General features: G+C 66.6%; 14 protein-coding genes and 4 tRNA genes. 6 read left to right on the top strand and 12 right to left on the bottom strand.

Annotation, left to right across the window (positions count from 1 at the left end; all coding sequences use genetic code 11):
* Positions 1–67: 67 nt before the first annotated feature.
* A complete protein-coding gene (locus ACOYR3_RS09500) occupies positions 68–310 on the bottom strand; it encodes a TIGR04438 family Trp-rich protein (protein ID WP_422846558.1) in 243 nt (80 codons plus the stop codon).
* 112 nt (positions 311–422) lie between these two features.
* On the opposite strand from ACOYR3_RS09500, the gene ACOYR3_RS09495 reads away from it, so the two are divergent.
* The gene (locus ACOYR3_RS09495; RefSeq protein WP_422846191.1) at positions 423–728 is read left to right on the top strand and encodes a c-type cytochrome; all 306 of its coding nucleotides are present in this window, start codon (positions 423–425) and stop codon (positions 726–728) included.
* A gap of 108 nt (positions 729–836) precedes the next feature.
* Here the strand turns inward: ACOYR3_RS09495 and ACOYR3_RS09490 are convergent, their stop codons facing one another.
* Together ACOYR3_RS09490 and acs are read right to left on the bottom strand one after the other, a co-directional pair.
* Positions 837–1,331, bottom strand: a complete 495-nt coding sequence (locus ACOYR3_RS09490; RefSeq protein ID WP_422846190.1) for a LapA family protein — start codon at positions 1,329–1,331, stop codon at positions 837–839.
* A gap of 180 nt (positions 1,332–1,511) precedes the next feature.
* A complete protein-coding gene (gene acs, locus ACOYR3_RS09485; protein ID WP_422846189.1) occupies positions 1,512–3,506 on the bottom strand; it encodes an acetate--CoA ligase in 1,995 nt (664 codons plus the stop codon).
* A gap of 202 nt (positions 3,507–3,708) precedes the next feature.
* On the opposite strand from acs, the gene ACOYR3_RS09480 reads away from it, so the two are divergent.
* Both ACOYR3_RS09480 and ACOYR3_RS09475 read left to right on the top strand, forming a co-directional pair.
* Positions 3,709–4,311: a YqhA family protein gene (locus ACOYR3_RS09480; protein ID WP_422846188.1), complete on the top strand. Its 603-nt coding sequence runs from the start codon at positions 3,709–3,711 to the stop codon at positions 4,309–4,311.
* Positions 4,312–4,704: 393 nt separating this feature from the next.
* Positions 4,705–5,850, top strand: a complete 1,146-nt coding sequence (locus ACOYR3_RS09475) for a DNA topoisomerase IB (RefSeq protein WP_422846187.1) — start codon at positions 4,705–4,707, stop codon at positions 5,848–5,850.
* Between the two features lie 159 nt (positions 5,851–6,009).
* Here the strand turns inward: ACOYR3_RS09475 and fumC are convergent, their stop codons facing one another.
* On the bottom strand, positions 6,010–7,395 hold the full coding sequence (gene fumC, locus ACOYR3_RS09470) for a class II fumarate hydratase (RefSeq protein ID WP_422846186.1): 1,386 nt from the start codon (positions 7,393–7,395) through the stop codon (positions 6,010–6,012).
* A gap of 292 nt (positions 7,396–7,687) precedes the next feature.
* Here fumC and ACOYR3_RS09465 point away from each other — a divergent pair, with 292 nt between their 5' ends.
* The 3 genes from ACOYR3_RS09465 to murI all read left to right on the top strand — a co-directional run bounded on the left by ACOYR3_RS09465 (position 7,688) and on the right by murI (position 10,820).
* A complete protein-coding gene (locus ACOYR3_RS09465) occupies positions 7,688–8,032 on the top strand; it encodes a hypothetical protein (protein ID WP_422846185.1) in 345 nt (114 codons plus the stop codon).
* A 135-nt stretch (positions 8,033–8,167) separates the two neighbouring features.
* The gene (locus tag ACOYR3_RS09460; protein WP_422846184.1) at positions 8,168–9,721 is read left to right on the top strand and encodes a fumarate hydratase; all 1,554 of its coding nucleotides are present in this window, start codon (positions 8,168–8,170) and stop codon (positions 9,719–9,721) included.
* 190 nt (positions 9,722–9,911) lie between these two features.
* Complete coding sequence (gene murI, locus ACOYR3_RS09455; RefSeq protein WP_422846183.1) at positions 9,912–10,820, top strand: glutamate racemase; 909 nt, start codon at positions 9,912–9,914, stop codon at positions 10,818–10,820.
* Positions 10,821–10,885: 65 nt separating this feature from the next.
* Here the strand turns inward: murI and ACOYR3_RS09450 are convergent, their stop codons facing one another.
* From ACOYR3_RS09450 to clpX, 8 genes are all read right to left on the bottom strand, one after another.
* A complete protein-coding gene (locus ACOYR3_RS09450; protein ID WP_422846182.1) occupies positions 10,886–11,419 on the bottom strand; it encodes a M48 family metallopeptidase in 534 nt (177 codons plus the stop codon).
* Positions 11,420–11,501: 82 nt separating this feature from the next.
* On the bottom strand, positions 11,502–12,137 hold the full coding sequence (locus tag ACOYR3_RS09445) for a DUF6806 family protein (RefSeq protein ID WP_422846181.1): 636 nt from the start codon (positions 12,135–12,137) through the stop codon (positions 11,502–11,504).
* 35 nt (positions 12,138–12,172) lie between these two features.
* A tRNA-Leu gene (locus ACOYR3_RS09440) sits at positions 12,173–12,265 on the bottom strand.
* 154 nt (positions 12,266–12,419) lie between these two features.
* Positions 12,420–12,495, bottom strand: a tRNA-Gly gene (locus tag ACOYR3_RS09435).
* 170 nt (positions 12,496–12,665) lie between these two features.
* Positions 12,666–12,739, bottom strand: a tRNA-Cys gene (locus ACOYR3_RS09430).
* Between the two features lie 57 nt (positions 12,740–12,796).
* A tRNA-Gly gene (locus ACOYR3_RS09425) sits at positions 12,797–12,872 on the bottom strand.
* A gap of 90 nt (positions 12,873–12,962) precedes the next feature.
* Positions 12,963–15,395 carry an endopeptidase La gene (lon, locus tag ACOYR3_RS09420; RefSeq protein ID WP_422846180.1) on the bottom strand — a complete coding sequence of 811 codons (2,433 nt, stop codon included), beginning with the start codon at positions 15,393–15,395 and terminating at the stop codon, positions 12,963–12,965.
* A gap of 301 nt (positions 15,396–15,696) precedes the next feature.
* A complete protein-coding gene (gene clpX, locus ACOYR3_RS09415; RefSeq protein WP_291484944.1) occupies positions 15,697–16,962 on the bottom strand; it encodes an ATP-dependent Clp protease ATP-binding subunit ClpX in 1,266 nt (421 codons plus the stop codon).
* Positions 16,963–16,972: the final 10 nt, after the last annotated feature.

Here is a 16,972-nt window from a genome sequence, read left to right as displayed (position 1 = left end):
TCCCACCTGGAACCGGGACCGCAACGCCCCTGGACCGCTAACGCCGGTGTTCTGGGGGCCAGAGGAGCTACCGCGGCTTGCGAGGCCGCATGCCGAGAGCTTCCTTGTGCTTCTCGATGCGCTCCCGTTTGCGCTGCTCCATCTTTTCCACGGCCTTGCGCTTGGTGTAGCCGGTCGAGTCCGCCCAGGCCCACCACGCGGCGGTGGCGCCAAACGGCGCGACGATCCACCACCACGACCAGGCCGCCACCGGCCCGATCTCAAAATATTTCAACGCAAGAAGCAACAGGGAAAGGCCCAGCAAATACATGGCGATCTCCAAAATAAGGGGGCTGGCGGCTTGATCACGGGCAAGACGCGTGTCAACCCAAGCCACTACAATCCCATTAAAGAACTGTAACTCAACCACAGGAAATCCCACCATGAAGCGTACCCTGATCACCCTTGCCATGACGCTGTCGGTCGCTGCACCGGCCATGGCCGATCTGGCCCTGGCCACCTCCAAGAACTGCATGGCCTGCCATGCCGTGGACAAGAAGCTGGTCGGTCCCGCATACAAGGATGTGGCGGCCAAGTACGCCGGCCAAAAGGATGCCGCCGACAAACTGGCTGCCAAGATCATCAAGGGCGGCTCTGGCGTGTGGGGTCCCGTGCCCATGCCCGCCAACACCCAGGTCAACGAAGCGGAAGCCAAGAAGCTGGCCGCCTGGGTTCTTACCCAGAAGTAATCCCCGTTCGCCAGAACGCGACGGCCGTGCCCCTGGGGCACGGCTTTTTTTTGCCCGGCGCAAGCTCGCCGGGCTACGCGCCAGCGCACGCCGCAGCGCAATGCGGCGCTATACCAACGGGTGCGCCACGGGCGGCACGGCCTGCGCCGTGGGTTGGCGGGTCTGCAGCTGGTGCTCCAGCTGTCCGATGTAGGCGGCCGTGGCGTTGTGGGACTCTTCGACGCGGGTGGCCAGCTGCTTTTCCAGGCTGTCCAGGCGCGCCAGCAGGTGGGCATGGGCCTGGGCCTGCTGTATTTCCAGGAAATGGCGCAGTTCGGTGAACCGCGAGGCCTCGGCCTTGTCGGCCAGGTCGCGCTGCGCCTGCAGCTCCTTGGTGTGGCGCCGGGTTTCCAGCAGCACCGAGCCCTGCAGCGACAGGACGTAGGCCACGAACACTATGGCCAGCACGGTGGTGAGCCCCAGCATGAGAAGGCCCAGGGGCGCCTGGACGGACGTGAGCCCCAGCGAGACGACCGTGGGCTGGGCCAGGGTTGGCCAGTTCAGGGCGGCCAGCGCGGCAATGGCCAGCACGATAAGAAGCAAGACGAAAGAGCGCAGCTGCATGATGGTCACACCTCCGGTAGACCGTGCTGCGGCGGGCCCGGACGGGCCGGCCGGCTCACGGCGGACCATGGTTGTAACGCATGCGCAGCGCCAGCGCGCCGTTGGGCGCGCGATTTCCGGCGGCGTCCTACAGCGGCCCGAGCCCGGCGTGAGGCCGGGCCCGTCCGCGTGGTGGATCGATCAGTTGGCCTTGGCCAGCTGGTCGAGAATGGCCGGGTTCTCCAGCGTGCTGGTGTCCTGGGTGATGGCTTCGCCCTTGGCAATGGAGCGCAGCAGGCGGCGCATGATCTTGCCGCTGCGGGTCTTGGGCAGGTTGTCGCCGAAGCGGATGTCCTTGGGCTTGGCGATGGGGCCGATCTCCTTGGCCACCCAGTTGCGCAGCTCGTTGGCGATCTGCTTGGCTTCGTCGCCGGTGGGGCGGGCACGCTTGAGGACCACGAAGGCGCAGATGGCCTCGCCGGTCAGGTCGTCGGGGCGGCCCACCACGGCGGCCTCGGCCACCAGGTCGGTCTTGGCCACGAGGGCGGATTCGATCTCCATGGTCCCCATGCGGTGGCCCGAGACGTTCAGCACGTCGTCGATGCGCCCGGTGATGCGGAAGTAGCCCCGGTCGGCACTGCGCACGGCGCCGTCGCCGGCCAGGTAGTAGCCCTTGAGTTCTTCGGGGAAGTAGCTCTTCTTGAAGCGCTCGGGGTCGTTCCAGATGGTGCGGATCATGCTGGGCCAGGGCTTCTTGATGACCAGGATGCCGCCCGCGCCATTGGCCACGTCATTGCCGGTCTCGTCCACGATGGCCGCGGCAATGCCGGGCAGCGGCAGCGTGCAGCTGCCGGGCACCAGCGGCGTAGCGCCGGGCAACGGGGTGATGACGTGGCCGCCGGTCTCGGTCTGCCAGAAGGTGTCCACGATGGGGCAGCGCTCGCCGCCCACGTTCTTGTGGTACCACATCCAGGCTTCGGGGTTGATGGGCTCGCCCACGCTGCCCAGGATGCGCAGGCTCGACAGGTCGGAACGCGCCGGGTGCACGCTCTCGTCGGCTTCCGCCGCCTTGATGAGCGAGCGGATGGCCGTGGGCGCCGTGTAGAAGATGGTGCACTTGTGGCGCTCGATCATCTGCCAGAAGCGGCCCGCGTTGGGAAAGGTGGGGATGCCTTCAAAGATGATCTGCGTGGCGCCGGCCGCCAGCGGGCCATAGGCCACGTAGGTGTGGCCGGTGATCCAGCCGATGTCGGCCGTGCACCAGAAGATGTCGTCCGGGCGCAGGTCGAACGTCCAGTCCATGGTGAGCTTGGCCCACAGCAGGTAGCCGCCCGTGCTGTGCTGCACGCCCTTGGGCTTGCCGGTGGAACCGCTGGTGTACAGGATGAACAGCGGGTGCTCGGCGCCCACCGGCTCGGCGGGGCATTCGGTGCTCTGGCCGGCCAGGGCTTCCGCAAAGGTCTTGTCGCGCCCGGCCACCATGTTGCAGGCCGTGGCCGTGCGCTGGAAGACAAAGATGTTCTGGATGGACTCGCACCCGCCCATGGCCAGGGCTTCGTCAATGATGGCCTTCAGCGGCAGCTCCTTGCCGCCGCGCATCTGGTAGTTGGCGGTGATGACCGCCACGGCTCCCGCGTCGATGATGCGCTCCTGCACCGCCTTGGCCGAGAAGCCGCCGAACACCACGCTGTGGGTGGCGCCGATGCGTGCGCAGGCCTGCATGGCCACCACGCCCTCGACGGTCATGGGCATATAGATGAGGACGCGGTCGCCCTTCTTGACGCCGTGGGCCTTGAGCGCGTTGGCGAACTGGCCCACCCGCGCCAGCAGTTCCTTGTAGGTGACCTTGGTCACGGCGCCGTCGTCCGCTTCGAAGACGATGGCGGTCTTGTTCTCGGTGGGGGTGCCGATGTGGCGGTCCAGGCAGTTGGCCGAGGCGTTGAGTTCACCGTCGTCAAACCACTTGAAGAACGGGGCGTTGGAGGTGTCCAGCGTGCGGGTGAACGGCTTGGTCCACTGCACGTTCTCGCGGGCCAGGCGGGCCCAGAAGCCCTCGAAGTCCTTGTCGGCCTCGGCGCACAGCGCCTCGTAGCCCGCCATGCCCGACACGCGGGCAGCCTTCACGACCGCATCGGCGGGCGGGAACACGCGGTTCTCAACCAATACGGACTCAATCGCGGATGTGGGCGCACTCATGGTGTTGTCTCCTGGTCTGATGGAATTGGAATTGGGCGGTACTGTCGGACGCGGCACTTACAGGCCACTGACTGGCGCCAAGCTTACTCACTTGTTGACACACGGCCTACCGCGCCCTGGCGATGCCCATGCCCGCGACGCCGCAAGGTTGTCACGCAGCGCCCCTAAAATCGCCCGTCCCCAATCTCCCTGTCGCACCTTCATGACCCGTCCCAACGAACCCGTGGCCTCGTCGCCGCTGCGCCCGCTTCCCTCGCTGATCTTCGCCAGCCGCTGGCTCCAGCTGCCCCTGTACCTGGGCCTGATCCTGGCGCAGGCGGTCTATGTGTTCCATTTCTGGGTGGAACTGGTGCACCTGATCGAGGCAGCCTTCGGCAACACGACGGCCCTCAAGCAGCTGGTGTCGAGCATCGGCTACAAGAGCGACCTGGAGGTGGTGGCGCTCAACGAGACCATCATCATGCTGGTGGTGCTGGCGCTGATCGATGTGGTGATGATCTCCAACCTGCTCATCATGGTGATCGTGGGCGGCTACGAGACCTTTGTCTCCCGCCTGCACCTGGAAGACCATCCCGACCAGCCCGAGTGGCTCAGCCACGTGAATGCCTCGGTGCTCAAGGTGAAGCTGGCCACGGCCATCATCGGCATCAGTTCCATCCACCTGCTCAAGACCTTCATCAACGCCGCCAACTACGACCTGAAGGTGCTGATGTGGCAGACCATCATCCACGGGGTCTTCCTGCTGAGTGCGCTGGCCATCGCCCTCACGGACCGGCTGATGTCCCGCCCCGGCGACGGGCACTGACCGCAGCAGCCCGGCCCCCACGACGGGCCACAGCACCCTGGCAAGGCCGGCGATCTTCGCCGGCCTTGTTGCATTGGGGCAGCAGCACCGCAGCGCGTGGTGGCGGCAACGGGCAGTGCTTGCCCACCGCAAATCATCAAAAATGATAGCTTCCGGCGCTTTATAGACGGGCGCTGGAGGCCGATTTTCTGCAAATTCGAGCGCCACGATACGCCTCCCTGCCGCTGCGGCCTCGGCCCCCAAGCCCCTCCACCACCATCCCCCAGTCCCCTTGCCGCCCGGCTCACGGCCCCCTCCCACACGCAGCGCCAGGGGCCGCCTACAGCCCGGCGGCCGGCGCGCAGGTGTGATAGGTGCATTGCTGCACCTTCGCCCACAACGGCCTTGCCTGGCATGCCCTCCGCTCCGCCCTCACGCCCTGCCCCGCCCTCTTCCGCCCAGCCCAGCCTGCCGCCGGGGCTGGTCTACGTGTCGCCCGACATGCCGGGCCTTACCCGCGTGCGGCGCGGCCGGGGCTTTGCCTACCGCCACGCCGACGGCCAGCGGGAAACCCGGCCGGAGGAAATCGACCGCATCCGCCGCCTGGCCATCCCGCCGGCCTACAGCCAGGTGTGGATCTGCCCCCTGCCCCACGGCCACCTGCAAGCCACCGGGCGCGACGCGCGGGGCCGCCGGCAGTACCGCTACCACCCCGCCTGGCAGCAGCAGCGCGACGCCGCCAAGTTCGACCGGATGCAGGCCTTCGGCAAGGTGCTGCCCCGTATCCGCGCACGCGTGCAGCGCGACCTGGCCGCGGCCACCGGCACCCCGGGCGCCCGTGCCGTCACCCGGCCGGTGGTGCTGGCGGCCATCGTCCGGCTGCTGGACACCACCTTCCTGCGCGTGGGCAATGAGGAATACGCCAGCAGCAACGGCTCGTACGGCCTGACCACGCTACGCAACCGCCACGCAGGCGTGAAGGGCCACACGCTGCGCCTGCGCTTTCGGGGCAAGAGCGGGGTGCAGCAAGAGGCGCACCTCAGCGACCCGCGGGTCGCCCGCGTGGTGCGCCGCTGCCAGGAGCTGCCGGGGCAGGAGCTGTTCCAGTACCTCGACGACGACGGGAGCCTGCGCACCGTGGGCTCGGCCGACGTGAATGAGTACCTGCGGGAGATCACCGGCACCACCGACGAGGGCCACCACTTCACCGCCAAAGACTTCCGCACCTGGCACGGCAGCGTGCAGGCGCTGGAGCTGACGCGCCAGGCCTGCAGCGCCCCGCCCGGCCCCCAGGCGGCCACTGCCAAGCACATCCTAGCCGAGGTGGCGCGCCAGCTGGGCAATACCCCCGCCGTGTGCAAGAAGGCGTATATCCACCCCGCCGTGCTGGGCCTGGGCGAGCAGCTGGCGGCCGACACCGGCCCCGGGCTTCAGGCGGTGTGGGACCGGCTGGGCAGCGCCGGCAGCGCGCCGCGGGGCCTGAGCGCGGCCGAACGGCGGCTGCTGGCGTTTTTGCGGCGCCCCGCCCGGCGCTCAAGGCGCGCACCCCAGGCGGCATGAACCGTGCCGGAGGGTCAAGGCGAAGGCAGGGCGCAATGCTATAACAATCATAGCTTCTCGCGATTTATCCATAAGCTCTAGAGCCGTATTTCTCTCAAACCCGGGGACTGCCGCCGCCACCCATTGCCCGCCGCCAGTGCGGCAGCGTTGTCAGCGCAGTCAGCGCCCCACCATGTTTTCCGGCACCACCCACTGGTCGAACTGCTCGGCCGTGAGGTGGCCCGAGGCAACGGCCGCCTCGCGCAGGCTGGTGCCTTCCTTGTGCGCCTTCTTGGCGATGAAGGCGGCCTTGTCGTAGCCGATGTGGGGGTTGAGCGCGGTGACCAGCATGAGCGAACGGCCCACCAGCTCGGCAATGCGCTCGCGGTGCGGCTCGATGCCCACGGCGCAGTGGTCGTTGAAGCTCACCATCCCGTCGGCCAGCAGGCGCACGCTTTGCAGGAAGTTGTGCGCCACCATGGGCCGGAACACGTTCAGCTCGAAATTGCCGCTGGCGCCCCCGAAGTTGATCGCCACGTCGTTGCCGAACACCTGGGCGGCCAGCATGGTCACGGCCTCGCTCTGCGTGGGGTTGACCTTGCCCGGCATGATGGACGAGCCCGGCTCGTTCTCGGGGATGGTGATTTCGCCGATGCCGCTGCGCGGGCCGCTGGCCAGCCAGCGCACGTCGTTGGCAATCTTCATCAGGCTGGCGGCCAGGGTCTTGAGCGCGCCGTGGGCGTGCACCAGGGCGTCCACCGAGGCCAGCGCCTCGAACTTGTTGGGCGCGGTGACCAACGGCAGACCCGTCAGCCGGGCCAGTTCGCGCGCCACGCCCTCGGCATAGCCTTTGGGCGCATTCAGCCCCGTGCCCACGGCCGTGCCCCCCAGGGCCAGCTCGCACAGGTGGGGCAAGGCGGCGCGCACATGCCGTTCGCCATGCTCCAACTGCGCCACCCAGCCGGAAATCTCCTGGCCCAGCGTGAGGGGCGTGGCGTCCTGCAGGTGGGTGCGGCCGATCTTGACGATGCCGTCAAACGCGCGGGCCTTGTCCGCCAGCGTGCCACGCAGCCGGGCCAGGGCCGGCAGCAGGCGGTGCGTGAGGGCGTCCACCGCCGCCACGTGCATGGCCGTGGGAAACACGTCGTTGCTGGACTGGCTGCGGTTCACGTCGTCATTGGGGTGCACCCGGCGGCCCTCGCCGCGCGGGCCGCCCAGCAGTTCGCTGGCCCGGTTGGCCAGCACCTCGTTGACGTTCATGTTGGTCTGCGTACCCGAGCCCGTCTGCCACACGACCAGCGGAAACTCGCCGGCATGCCGTCCGGCGATCACCTCGTCGGCGGCGGCGATGATGGCCTGGGTCTTGGCCGCGTCCTGCAGGCCCAGCGCATGGTTGACCTGGGCCGACGCCCGCTTCACCTGCGCCAGCGCACGGATGATCTCGCGCGGCTGCTGCTCGCCCGAGATGTCGAAGTTCTGCAGCGAGCGCTGGGTTTGCGCCCCCCAGAGCCTGTCAGCCGGCACCTCGATGGGGCCAAAGGTGTCACGCTCTGTGCGAGTGGTCATGGGAAAGCCTCCGGATAAGCGCCAACAAAGCCGGGCCGTGGCGTTGCCAACGGCTCCGTGCGGTGCGGCAGAGCCTAGCAAACGCTGCCGCAGCCTGCGCAGTCTGCAGCCCAAGGCCCTGCTGGCGGCGCGTGCAGCCTGGCGAACGGCGACGACAGCGGCTGTCAGCGATGCCTGACGCCGGCCTCCGGCCTGGCGCCCGACCATGGGTTCGCAGCCGCCCGGGTTGCAGCGGCGCCAGCCCTTGCCGCGCTGCGCGGCCCGCAGCGCATCCACCACCAGGAGTTCCACCATGGCAACCAGCAGCCTTCTCGGCATCGACACCGACCTTCCGCCCCCGGGCCACCGCTCTACCGGTATCGACAGCCTGGGCCCCAGCGACGCCTCTGATTCCGGCAGCGACAGCGCAGGCGCCTACAGCGACGAGCCCGGCAGCGACACCGACCGGTTTGGCACCGGCGAGCGCCGCAGTGCCGAGCCCCACGAGCCCCCGAATGCCCAGGACATCCTGCCCGACCATGTCGAGTCCCTGGCCGACGACGCCAGCGCGGCAGAGCCCGACGAGGGCACCACGTCCGGCGGAGGGCAGCGCCAACGATACGCCGGAGGCCGGCGGTTGAAGAACCGGCGGGCGTAAGCCGCCCGTAGCGGGGGTCTGTCAAAATACGGCCCGCTGGACCGGCAGGCCGGCACGGCAGCGCATGGGCGGCAACGCAGTGCGCGCGGTGCTGCGCAGCGCCGGACCTGCGCCACCAGACTCCCACGACACGCCATGACCACCTCCATCCGCCAGGCCGACCTGATCGAATCCGTTGCTGCCGCGCTGCAGTACATCAGCTACTACCACCCCGCCGACTACATCGCCCACCTGGCCCGCGCCTATGAGCGCGAGCAGAGCCCGGCCGCCAAGGACGCGATCGCGCAGATCCTCACCAACAGCAAGATGAGCGCCACCGGCCACCGCCCCATCTGCCAGGACACAGGCATCGTCAACGTCTTCCTGAAGGTGGGCATGGACGTGCGCTGGGAAGGCTTTACCGGCAGCCTGGACGACGCCATCAACGAAGGCGTGCGCCGCGGCTACAACCACCCCGACAACACGCTGCGCGCCAGCGTGGTGGCCGACCCGCAGTTCGACCGCAAGAACACCAAGGACAACACGCCCGCGGTCATCTTCACCGAGATCGTGCCGGGCAACACCGTGGACATCACCGTGGCGGCCAAGGGCGGCGGCTCGGAGAACAAGTCCAAGATGGTCATGCTCAACCCCAGCGACAGCGTGGTGGACTGGGTGCTCAAGACCGTGCCCACCATGGGCGCGGGCTGGTGCCCGCCCGGCATGCTGGGCATCGGCATCGGCGGCACGGCCGAAAAGGCCGTGCTCATGGCCAAGGAAAGCCTGATGGACGACCTGAACATGTACGAGCTGCAGGCCAAGGCGGCCTCGGGCGCCAAGCTCGACAAGGTCGAGGAACTGCGCCTGGAGCTGTACGAGAAGGTCAACGCCCTGGGCATCGGCGCGCAGGGCCTGGGCGGCCTGACCACCGTGCTGGACATCAAGATCAAGATGTACCCCACGCACGCGGCCAGCAAGCCCGTGGCCATGATTCCCAACTGTGCCGCCACGCGCCACGCGCACTTCGTGCTGGACGGCTCCGGCCCGGCCTACATCACCCCGCCCAGCCTGGACCTGTGGCCCAACGTGGACTGGGCGCCCGACTACAACAAGAGCAAGAAGGTCAACCTCGACACCCTCACCAAGGAAGAAGTGGCCAGCTGGAAGCCGGGCGACACGCTGCTGCTCAGCGGCAAGATGCTCACCGGCCGCGATGCCGCGCACAAGCGCATCCAGGACATGCTGGCCAAGGGCGAGAAGCTGCCCGTGGACTTCACCAACCGCGTGATCTACTACGTGGGCCCCGTGGACCCGGTCAAGGGCGAGGCCGTGGGCCCGGCCGGCCCCACCACCGCCACGCGCATGGACAAGTTCACCGACATGATGCTGGAGAAGACCGGCCTGATCGCCATGATCGGCAAGGCCGAGCGCGGCCCGGTGGCCATCGAGTCCATCAAGAACCACAAGAGTGCCTACCTCATGGCCGTGGGCGGCGCCGCCTACCTGGTGAGCAAGGCCATCAAGACCGCCAAGGTTGTGGGCTTCGAGGACCTGGGCATGGAAGCCATCTACGAGTTCGACGTGGTGGACATGCCCGTGACGGTGGCCGTGGACGCGGGCGGCACCAGCGCCCACATCACCGGCCCTGCCGAATGGCAAAAGCGCATCGCCACCGGCGAGTTCAAGGGCATTGAAGTCGCCGCCGCCTGAGCGTGCGGCGCTGCCTCCGGCCCCGCTGGGGACGGAGGCGGGCAAAGCCCCACCCAGCCAGCCAGCCGCCTTCGGGCGGTTTTGTTTTTTTGAAAGCCCGCGGGCGATGCCTTCCTGCCAGGCACCTATCGGCCCGGCGCCGCGGCCGCGCATTTCCTACAATCAGCGCTTTCCAACCTCCGCGATTGCCATGCTGCCGGCCTCCTCTTCTCCCATTGGCGTGTTCGACAGCGGCGTGGGAGGGCTGAGCGTGCTGCGCGCCCTGCTGGCCGCCCTGCCCCATGAGCGGTTTGTCTATCTGGCAGACAGCGGCCACGCCCCGTACGGAGAGCGGGGCGACGCCTACGTCAGCGCGCGCACCCACGCCATCACGGACTACCTGTGCGAGCAGCACGGCATCAAGGCCCTGGTGGTGGCCTGCAATACGGCCACGGCGGCCGCCATCCATGAGGTGCGCGGCAGCCGGCCCGGGCTGCCGCTGGTAGGCCTGGAGCCCGCCATCAAGCCAGCGCTGGCCGTCACGAAGACCGGGCACATCGGCGTCATCGGCACCCGCGGCACGCTCACCAGTGCCAAGTTCGGCAAACTGATGGCGTCTTTCGCCGGTCAGGCGCATTTTGTGGTCCAGCCTTGCGACGGCCTGGCCCATGCCATCGAACGCAGCGTCGCCCTGCCTGTGCCGGCCGCCGCAGGCCCGGTCAGCGCTACCGAGACCGGCGCGCTGTGCGAGCGCTACCTCCACGCCATGGGCGAGTTCGGCACCGGCCCGGGCCAGATGGACACTCTGGTGCTGGGCTGCACGCACTACATCTTCGTGGCCGACGAACTGCGCGCGCTCACCGGGCCCGCCGTGCAGTTCATCGAGACAGGAGAACCTGTGGCACGCCAGACGCAGCGCCTGCTGCAGACGGCCGGGCTGCTCAACACCGCCCCTGCGCTGGCCGCCAGCGCATCAGGCCTGCGGCCCATCCGCTTGCTGACCACCGGCCCGGTGGAGATGCTGCAGGCGGCCGCGCAGCGGTGGCTGGACCTGCCCACCCACTGGTGCGAAAGCGTCAGCATTCCCTCGGCCCAAGAGAAATGGGCCGCCAGCGCTTGATGCGCCTGCGCAAGAAGCTATTAAATCGATAGCATCTTCAACAGAAGCCGGCGCTTTTGCCGCGGTCAGTCGCTGCCGCCGTCCGTGCCCCACAGCCGCTCCCCGGTCCGCTCCAGGTGGGTGAGGTACAACCGCACATCCAGCTCGTACTGGTGGTAGTTCGGCTCCATGTGGGTGCACAGCTGGTAGAAGGCCTTGCCGTGGTCCTTCTCGCGCAGATGGGCCAGCTCATGCACCACGATCATCTGCAGGAATTCCACGGGTGCCTGCTTGAACAGGGCCGCCACCCGGATCTCGTGCTTGGCCACCAGCCGGCTGCCCTGCACGCGCGAGACGGCCGTGTGCAGCCCAAGGGCGTGGCGCACCACATGGATCTTGCTGTCAAAAAGAACCTTGTTGACCGTGCCCGCATTGCGCAGGTAGCGGTTCTTGAGTTCCTGGGCATAGTCGTACAGCCCGCGGTCGCCGCGTACCGCATGGGGCTCGGGGTACTTGCGCCGCAGCAGCGCCCCCAGCTGCCCCTGCTCCAGCAGGGCCAGCGCCTGCTCCTGCAGGGCCAAGGGGTAGGAGCGCAGGTAGGGAAGCAGGTCGGGGGTCATGGACCAGTGCAGAGAGCCCGCAGCGCCGGCTGCGGCGCGCGCGCCAGCCGTCCTGCTGCGCAGCCCCCTCCGGACGGCCGTGTCAGTGCAGATGGCGGGGCCGGCGTCCGCCGCTGCTGCCGCCATGCCCGCCCGTGGGGCCGCCCGGCCCGCGGGGCGGCTTGCCGATTTCCAGCGAATTGACCAGGGCGTCGAAGCGCTGGCTGAACAGTTTGTCGATTTCCGCGACCACCCCGCCCAGCTCGGCGCCGTCGAAGTGGCGCTCCATCATGTTCACCACGTCCTGCACCAGCAGATCGCGCTGCACCTGCATGATGGCCGCGGGCGTCGGGCCGACGAACAGCATCACGAAATCGTCGCGCGACTCGGCCCCCTCGTCTTCCTCTTCCTCGTCGAAATCGGTGTCGTAGAAGGTGACCTCGATCGCGGCGCCCTGTTCGGCCAGCTCATTGAGGCTCATGCACATTTCGTCCAGCGATTGGCGAAAGTCCTCATCGCCCCGCACCGTCCAGCACATCTGCAGCAAGTGCTCCTGCGCGTCGAAGCGGATACCCGGCTCTTCCTCATAGGCGCTGGCGGCGCCGTCCGCCAAGGACCGTGCGCCCGCATATTTCCACAGCGGCTTGAGTGCCTCCTGCAGCTGCTCGAAGCTCGCATCGGCACGCAGCGGCACCTGCCCGTGGACATGTATTTCAAAGGGAGCGTTGTAACTTGACATGATTGAATCCTGGAGCCTGCTGCACAGGCTCTTCGTGGTGCCCCGAGCCGGGGTCGAACCGGCACGCCCCTTTTCAGGAAAGCGGCGGATTTTAAGTCCGCAGTGTCTACCAATTTCACCATCGGGGCGCCAGCCGCAGAGCGCATAACCGCGCTGCAGCGTAACCCGGGCAGCTTGCGCGTGCAATGCCCTGTCGTATCTCTGGCCCGAAAGCAGCAGGGCGCCCCGCTCGGCTTCGGACCACCAAGAAAAAAGGGAAGCCGAAGCTTCCCTTGCGAATATTGGAGCGGGAAAAGAGTCTCGAACTCTCGACCTCAACCTTGGCAAGGTTGCGCTCTACCAACTGAGCTATTCCCGCATTTCCTGCTCAACCAGTGCCTTTCAGCACTCATCAGCAAGACTCAAATTATAGCGCAATTTTTAGCATCATCTCAACAGATTCGCCAAAAATTACCCAACACCACCGACCTGCTCTTTCCGACCCCTGCAACTTGATTACCGCAGGGCAGGCACGGCGCAGACCGTATCTGGAGGCGCGGTCCGGAGTCGAACCGGACTAACCGGATTTGCAATCCGGGGCATAACCGCTTTGCTACCGCGCCAGGAATTCGCATTCCTTTGACAAAAAAGGGAAGCTACTGCTTCCCTTTTGTGGAAATTGGAGCGGGAAAAGAGTCTCGAACTCTCGACCTCAACCTTGGCAAGGTTGCGCTCTACCAACTGAGCTATTCCCGCAATTTACCGAAGCCTCACATTGTACAACGTTTGCTGCGATGGAATGAATTGTAGCGCATTTTTTGGCCCTTCCAAAAAATTTTTAACCCATCAGTGCTTCAGCCCGTCCGAAGACACCGCTGGCACCGCCACCTTGTCCGACACAGGGGCCGCCACTTCCGCAGCTTCCTCGTCGGACAGGGGCACGGGCTTGCTAGCCAGGGCCACTTCCAGCACCTTGTCGATCCAGCGCACCGGCACGATTTCCAGGCCGCTCTTCACGTTGTCCGGGATCTCGGCCAGGTCCTTGACGTTCTCTTCCGGGATCAGCACCGTCTTGATGCCGCCGCGCAATGCTGCCAGGAGCTTTTCCTTGAGCCCGCCGATGGCCGTCACCTCGCCACGCAGCGTGATCTCGCCCGTCATGGCCACGTCGGAGCGCACAGGGATACCCGTCAACGCCGACACAAACGCGGTCGTCATGGCAGCGCCGGCGCTCGGGCCGTCCTTGGGCGTTGCACCATCGGGCACGTGGATGTGGATGTCCCGCTTCTCGAACACCTCGTCCTTGATGCCGAGGATGCGCGAGCGGCTGCGCACCACCGTGCGAGCGGCCTCCACGGACTCCTTCATCACGTCGCCCAGCGAACCGGTGCGGGTGATCACGCCCTTGCCGGGCATGACGGCGGCTTCGATGGTGAGCAGGTCGCCCCCCACTTCGGTCCACGCCAAGCCCACCACCTGGCCCACCTGGTTCTGCGTCTCGGCCCGGCCGTAGGTGTACTTGCGCACGCCCAGGAAGTCGGGCAGGTTGTCGGCCGTCACCACCACCTTGGGCTCCAGCTTCTTGAGCTGCAGGCCCTTGACCACCTTGCGGCAGATCTTGGACAGCTCGCGCTCCAGGGAGCGCACGCCGGCCTCGCGGGTGTAGTAGCGCACCATGTCGCGCACCGCCGCCTCGGTCACTTCCAGCTCTTCGTCCTTCACGCCATTGTTCTTGAGCTGCTTGGGCAGCAGGTACTTCATGGCGATGCTGGTCTTCTCGTCCTCGGTGTAGCCCGAAAGGCGGATGACCTCCATGCGGTCCAGCAGCGCCGGCGGAATGTTCATCGAGTTGGACGTGGCCACGAACATCACGTCGCTCAGGTCGAAGTCCACCTCCACATAGTGGTCCCCGAACGTGTGGTTCTGCTCCGGGTCCAGCACCTCCAGCAGCGCGCTCGAAGGGTCGCCCCGGAAGTCGGTACCCAGCTTGTCGATCTCGTCGAGCAGGAACAGCGGGTTGCGCGTGCCGACCTTGGCCAGGCTCTGCAGCACCTTGCCCGGCAGCGCGCCAATGTAGGTGCGGCGGTGGCCGCGGATCTCGGCCTCGTCGCGCATGCCGCCCAGCGCCATGCGCACGTACTTGCGCCCCGTGGCCTTGGCAATCGACTGCCCGAGCGAGGTCTTGCCCACCCCCGGTGGGCCCACCAGGCACAGGATGGGCGCCTTCACCTTGTCCACGCGCTGCTGCACCGCGAGGTACTCAAGAATGCGGTCCTTGACCTTGTCGAGGCCGAAGTGGTCTTCGTTCAGCACGCCCTCTGCGTTGACCAGGTCGTGCTTGATCTTGGTCTTCTTGCTCCAGGGCAGGCCCGTGAGCACGTCGATGTAGTTGCGCACCACCGTGGCCTCGGCCGACATGGGCGACATGAGCTTGAGCTTCTTGAGCTCCGCGTCGGCCTTCTTGCGGGCTTCGGCCGGCATCTTGGCGGCCTTGATCTTCTTCTCGATCTCCTCGATGTCCGCGCCTTCGTCGCCCTCGCCCAGTTCCTTCTGGATGGCCTTGACCTGCTCGTTGAGGTAGAAGTCCCGCTGGTTCTTCTCCATCTGGCGCTTCACGCGGCCGCGAATCTTCTTGTCGACGTTGAGGATGTCCACCTCGCGGTCCAGCTGCTCGAAGAGGTTTTCCAGGCGCGCCTTCACGTCCGAGAGGTCCAGCACCACCTGCTTGTTTTCCAGCTTGAGCGGGAGGTGCGCCGCGATGGTGTCCGCCAGGCGGCCCGGATCGTCGATGCTGGAGATGGACGTGAGGATCTCGGGCGGGATCTTCTTGTTGAGCTTGACGTACTGGTCAAACTGCTGCATCACCGCACGGCGCAGCGCCTCGATTTCGCTGGGCTTGTTGGCCTCGGGGTGCACCTCCACGGGGGTGACCGTGGCGGCGAAATGCGTTTCCGAATCCTGGATGGCAGTCACCACGGCGCGCTGCTGGCCTTCGACCAGCACCTTGACGGTGCCATCGGGCAGCTTGAGCATCTGCAGGATGGTGGACATGCAGCCGACGTCGAACATGTCGGACACCGACGGCTCGTCCTTGGCGGCGGCCTTCTGCGCCACCAGCATGATGCGGCGGTCGGCCTCCATGGCCAGTTCCAGCGCCTTGATGCTCTTGGGGCGCCCCACGAACAGCGGGATGACCATGTGGGGAAACACCACCACGTCGCGCAGGGGCAGAAGCGGCAGTTCAACAGGGGTGGCGGGGAGCGGGGTATGTCCGGACATGGGAATCCTCAGTTAACTCTGTGGCAGATGGTCCATCTTGCAGGGATTTTCAACCCCTTCTTCCGGCCGCACCGCAAAAAGGGTTGAAAGGCTGCACAGACGGCTGCGCGGTGCGGTGCATGCAGTCGTCGCGTGCACCGTTGACACATCTCAGAAGCCCAGGACGCGAAGCGTCATCCAAAACGCGGAGGGCCCGCACGGCCCAGGCCGGCGGCTGCCGCGCAAGCGCCGCCCCGCCGTGCCGGCGCCACCTCCTTGCGGAGGAACGGCGCCAGGCAGCTCCGGGGTAGCGTCATCGCTTTCACGCCTTCTTGGCGGCCTCGCGGTACACGAGCAGCGGGGGCTTGGTTTCTTCGATGGTGGATTCGTCCACCACGACCTTCTCGACATTCGTGGCGTTGGGCAGATCGAACATGGTGCCGATCAGCGCCTGTTCCAGGATCGAGCGCAGGCCGCGGGCACCCGTCTTGCGGGCCAGGGCCTTGCGCGCGATGGCCTTGAGCGCCGCCGGGCGGATTTCCAGGTCCACGCCCTCCATCGCCAGCAGCTTGCTGTACTGCTTGACCAGCGCGTTCTTGGGCTCCGTCAGGATCTGGACCAGCGCGTCCTCGCTGAGCTCGGCCAGCGCCGTCACCACGGGCATGCGCCCGACCAGCTCGGGAATCAGGCCGAACTTGATCAGGTCCTCCGGCTCGATCTCGGAAAACACCTCGGTGAGCGAGCGCTGCTTCTTGCTCTTGACCGACGCGCCGAAGCCGATGCCCGAGGCCTCGGTGCGGTTCTCGATCACCTTCTCCAGACCGGCGAACGCACCGCCGCAGATGAACAGGATGTTGGTCGTGTCGATCTGCAGGAAATCCTGGTTCGGGTGCTTGCGCCCGCCCTGCGGCGGCACGCTGGCCATGGTGCCTTCGATCAGCTTGAGCAGCGCCTGCTGCACGCCCTCGCCCGACACGTCGCGCGTGATGCTGGGGTTGTCGGACTTGCGCGAGATCTTGTCGATTTCGTCGATGTACACGATGCCGCGCTGGGCGCGCTCCACATCGTAGTTGCAGCTTTGCAGCAGCTTCTGGACGATGTTTTCCACGTCTTCGCCGACATAGCCGGCTTCCGTCAGGGTGGTGGCATCCGCCATCACGAACGGCACATCGAGCATGCGCGCCAGGGTCTGGGCGAGCAGCGTCTTGCCTGACCCCGTGGGGCCGATCAGCAGGATGTTGCTCTTGGACAACTCGACATCGTCCTTGCTCGCCTTGTCCTTGTGGCGCAGGCGCTTGTAATGGTTGTACACCGCCACGGCGAGCGTACGCTTGGCCACGTCCTGGCCGATCACGTAGTTGTCGAGGTTGGTCTTGATCTCCGCCGGCGTGGGCAGGTCGCTGCGGGCCTCGCGGCCCACGTCGCCCGCGGGCAGCTCGTCACGGATGATCTCGTTGCACAGGTCAATGCACTCGTCGCAGATAAAGACCGACGGACCGGCGATCAGCTTCTTCACTTCATGCTGGCTTTTGCCGCAGAAAGAGCAGTAAAGGGTTTTTTCGCTGGAAGAGCCTTTTTTCTCGGCCATGGGGGCAATG

It is taken from the genome of Acidovorax sp. M2(2025) (assembly GCF_049330835.1).
Lineage (GTDB): Bacteria > Pseudomonadota > Gammaproteobacteria > Burkholderiales > Burkholderiaceae_C > Acidovorax.
This window is presented reverse-complemented; position numbering and strand designations above follow the sequence as displayed.